Below are 3,567 nucleotides of genomic sequence, written 5' to 3'. Positions count from 1 at the left end.
TCTATGCCCACCTGCTCTCGGAGCAGGATATCCGCGCCATTCTCGCGTTTTTCAAAAGCGACGCCGGCAACAAATACGTCAACGCGCAGCCGTTCTTCCTCAACCAGCTGGTTGCCGGCATGCAGGCCTGGCAGCAGAAAATCTCGGTCAATATGATGACGCGCGTGCGAGAGGAGATGAAGAAGAAGGGCCACGACCTCTAGTCGTCGGCCTCATCCTCCGCCAAGCCGCTCCCATCGCCACTAAGTCCCCGAACGAAAGAACGACCGCCATGGCCTACGACGTCGACCTGTTTGTGATCGGGGCTGGGTCCGGCGGCACGCGCGCGGCCCGGATTGCGGCCGGTCACGGCGCCAAGGTCATGATCGCGGAAGAGTTTCGGGTCGGTGGCACCTGCGTGATCCGCGGCTGCGTCCCCAAGAAGCTGATGGTCTATGCCAGCCGCTTCGTCGACGAATTCGCCGAGGCTGCAGGCTTCGGCTGGACCGTGCCGCAGCCAAGCTTCGACTGGCCGCATTTCGTCGCCGCCAAGGAAAAGGAGATCACTAGGCTTTCGGCGATCTATACGACCAATCTCCACAAGTCCGGCGTCGAGATCCTGGCCGCGCGGGCGACGCTGCAGGATGCAAACACCATCCTGCTAAGCGATGGCCGCACAGTGACCGCCAAAACGATTTTGGTGGCGACCGGCGGCACGCCGGCCCTGCACCCTGATGTGCCGGGCAAAGAACTGGCGATCACCTCCAACGAGATCTTCGATCTGCCCGAATTTCCCAAGCGCATGCTGATCGTCGGCGGCGGCTATATCGCGGTGGAGTTCGCCTCCGTGTTCGCCCGTATTGGCAGTGCCGTGACGCTCGCCGTCCGCAGCGACAACGTGTTGCGCGGCTTCGACGAGGACATGCGGGTCGGCCTGCGCGACGCGCTCCTGGAAGCCGGCGTCGACCTGCGCTTCGGCTGCTTGCCGACCGGCATCGAGAAAGATGCTGACGGCCTGCGCGTGACGATGAGCGGGTGCGATCCGATCGTGGTTGACCAGGTGCTGGTTGCGACGGGGCGTGACCCGCACACCCGCGGTCTCGGGCTCGAAAAGGCGGGCGTCAAACTGGGCCCGAAGGGCGAGATCGTCGTCGACGACTGGTCGTGCACCAACGTGCCGTCGATCTATGCTGTCGGCGACGTCACGGACCGGGTCAACCTCACGCCCGTGGCGATCCGCGAAGGCCATGCCTTCGCGGACACGGTGTTCGGCTCGAAGAAGGTGCGCGTCGATTACTCCAAGATCGCTACCGCCGTCTTCACCACGCCGGAGATCGGCACCGTCGGCATGAGCGAGGACGAGGCGCGCACCATCGCGTCCCGCGTCGATATCTTTGCCGCGACGTTCAAGCCGATGAAGGCCGCCCTCTCCGGCCGCAAGGAGCTGACGATCATGAAAATCGTCGTCGACGCCGACAGCGACAAGGTGCTGGGCGTCCATATCCTCGGCGAAAGCGCCGGCGAGATGGCGCAGATCCTCGGGATCGTCATCAAGATGGGCGGCACCAAAGCCGACTTCGACGAGACGATGGCGGTGCATCCGACGGCCGCCGAGGAACTGGTGACGATGCGTGTGCGGCGCATGCGTCACGAACGCATCGAGCCCGATCCCATGGTGCCGGGCATGGCCGACGGCGTCGGCGAGTAGGGTGATGACCGCCGATCCGCCGACTGCGAGCGTCAAGCCGCGCTCAAATATGATGACCGTCATACGCGTGACATCCGGCAATTTCCTGGAGATGTTCGACTTCTTCCTGTTCGGGTTCTTCGCCTCCGCCATCGGCGCGGCTTTCTTCCCCAACAGCGACGAGTTCGCACGGCTGATGCTGGTCTTCGCCACCTTCGGCGCGGGATTTCTCATGCGGCCGCTCGGGGCCTTGGTGCTCGGCGCCTATGTCGATCGCGTCGGGCGGCGGACCGGGCTGGTGGTGACGCTGGCGATCATGGCGCTCGGCACGCTCTTGATAGCGCTGACGCCGTCCTACGCCACCATCCACGCTTATGTACCATGGCTCGCCTATGCCGCGCCGGCGCTGGTGCTGCTGGGACGCCTGGCGCAGGGCTTTTCCGCCGGCGTCGAGCTCGGCGGCGTCTCGGTCTACCTGACCGAGATGGCGCCTCCCGGCCAAAAGGGCTTTTACGCCAGCTGGCAGTCGGCGAGCCAGCAGGTGGCGATCATGGTGGCGGCGGCGCTGGGCTTCGCCCTGTCGAGCCTGCTGACGCCGGAGCAGATCCTCGCCTTCGGCTGGCGCATCCCGTTCTTCGTCGGCTGTCTGATTATACCCGTCATATTCACCCTGCGCCGCTCGCTGGAAGAAACCGAAGTGTTTCTGGCCCGCAAGCATCGCCCCGATGCGCGCACCATTTTGGCGTCGATGGCGACCAACTGGCGGCTCGTCGTGCTCGGCGGCATGCTGGTGATGATGACGACGGTGTCGTTCTATCTCGTCACCGTCTACACCCCGACTTTCGGCAAGAGCGTGTTGCGCCTGTCGGCGACGTCGAGCCTCGCCGTGACCTTTTGCATTGGCGCGTCCAACTTCATCTGGCTGCCGCTGATGGGTGCATTGTCGGACCGCATCGGACGCCGGCCCCTGCTGCTCACCTTCACCATCCTCGCGCTGCTGACCTCCTATCCCGTGCTGGTCTGGCTGGTCGCCGGCCCGACCTTCGGCAAGATGCTGGCCGCGCTGCTGTGGCTGTCGTTCCTCTACGCCAGCTACAACGGCGCCTTGATCGTCGCCTTGACCGAGATCATGCCGGTCGACGTCCGCACAACCGGCTTCTCGCTTGCCTACAGCCTCGCCACCGCGCTGTTTGGCGGGTTTACGCCAGCGGTTTCGACCTGGCTCATCGAGATCACCAGCGACAAGGCCGCGCCCGGGCTCTGGATGACGGCGGCGGCGGGTGTGAGCCTGGCGGCCACGCTGATCCTGTTCCGCGGGGGCGCCCACGACGCGTCGGCTGGCAGCGAAGCGCCGAGCCCCCATCTATAGGACCATCGGCCCGCCAAATTCGGGGTCGCATCGCAGCCCTACATTGCTATAGGACAGCGGTTTACGTCAGCCCGAGGCGCGAAGACGCGCGGGCTTGCAGGAGAATGTTATGTCTAGCGCTGCCTGGTCACCGTCGAGCTGGAGGGGTTTGCCCGTACAGCAGGTGCCGGATTATCCCGATGCCGCCGCCCTTGCCGATGTCGAGCGCCAGCTCGCCAGCTTCCCGCCGCTGGTGTTCGCCGGCGAAGCCCGCAAGCTGAAGAAGATGCTGGGCAAGGTTGCGGCCGGCGAAGCCTTCCTGCTGCAGGGCGGCGATTGCGCCGAGGCCTTCGCCGAGCACGCCGCCGACAACATCCGCGATTTCTTCCGTGTGTTTTTGCAGATGGCGGTCGTCACGACCTTCGCTGCGGCCTCGCCGATCATCAAGGTCGGGCGCGTCGCCGGGCAGTTCGCCAAGCCGCGTTCGGCGCCGATGGAGCGCATCGGCGACGTCGAGCTGCCGAGTTATCGCGGCGACATCGTCAACGGCATC

Annotated in this window: 4 protein-coding genes; all 4 read left to right on the top strand. The window is 65.0% G+C overall.

From position 1 onward, the window contains the following. The coding region (locus GSQ79_RS14840; protein ID WP_158809477.1) for a DUF2059 domain-containing protein at positions 1-203 on the top strand (203 nt) is incomplete at its 5' end. Positions 204-271: 68 nt separating this feature from the next. Next, positions 272-1,687 (top strand): glutathione-disulfide reductase, encoded by a 1,416-nt coding sequence (gene gor, locus GSQ79_RS14835; protein WP_158809476.1) that lies wholly within the window; start codon positions 272-274, stop codon positions 1,685-1,687. Between the two features lie 4 nt (positions 1,688-1,691). Further along, positions 1,692-3,035: an MFS transporter gene (locus GSQ79_RS14830; RefSeq protein WP_158809475.1), complete on the top strand. Its 1,344-nt coding sequence runs from the start codon at positions 1,692-1,694 to the stop codon at positions 3,033-3,035. Between the two features lie 109 nt (positions 3,036-3,144). Then, positions 3,145-3,567, top strand: a 423-nt coding sequence (locus tag GSQ79_RS29585) for a 3-deoxy-7-phosphoheptulonate synthase (protein WP_246725341.1), incomplete at its 3' end; no start/stop codon positions are given.

Source organism: Beijerinckia sp. L45, assembly GCF_009765775.1.
Taxonomy (GTDB): domain Bacteria; phylum Pseudomonadota; class Alphaproteobacteria; order Rhizobiales; family Beijerinckiaceae; genus RH-AL1.
Note: the sequence above shows the minus strand (reverse complement) of the source record. Positions and strands in the feature narration are given on the sequence as shown.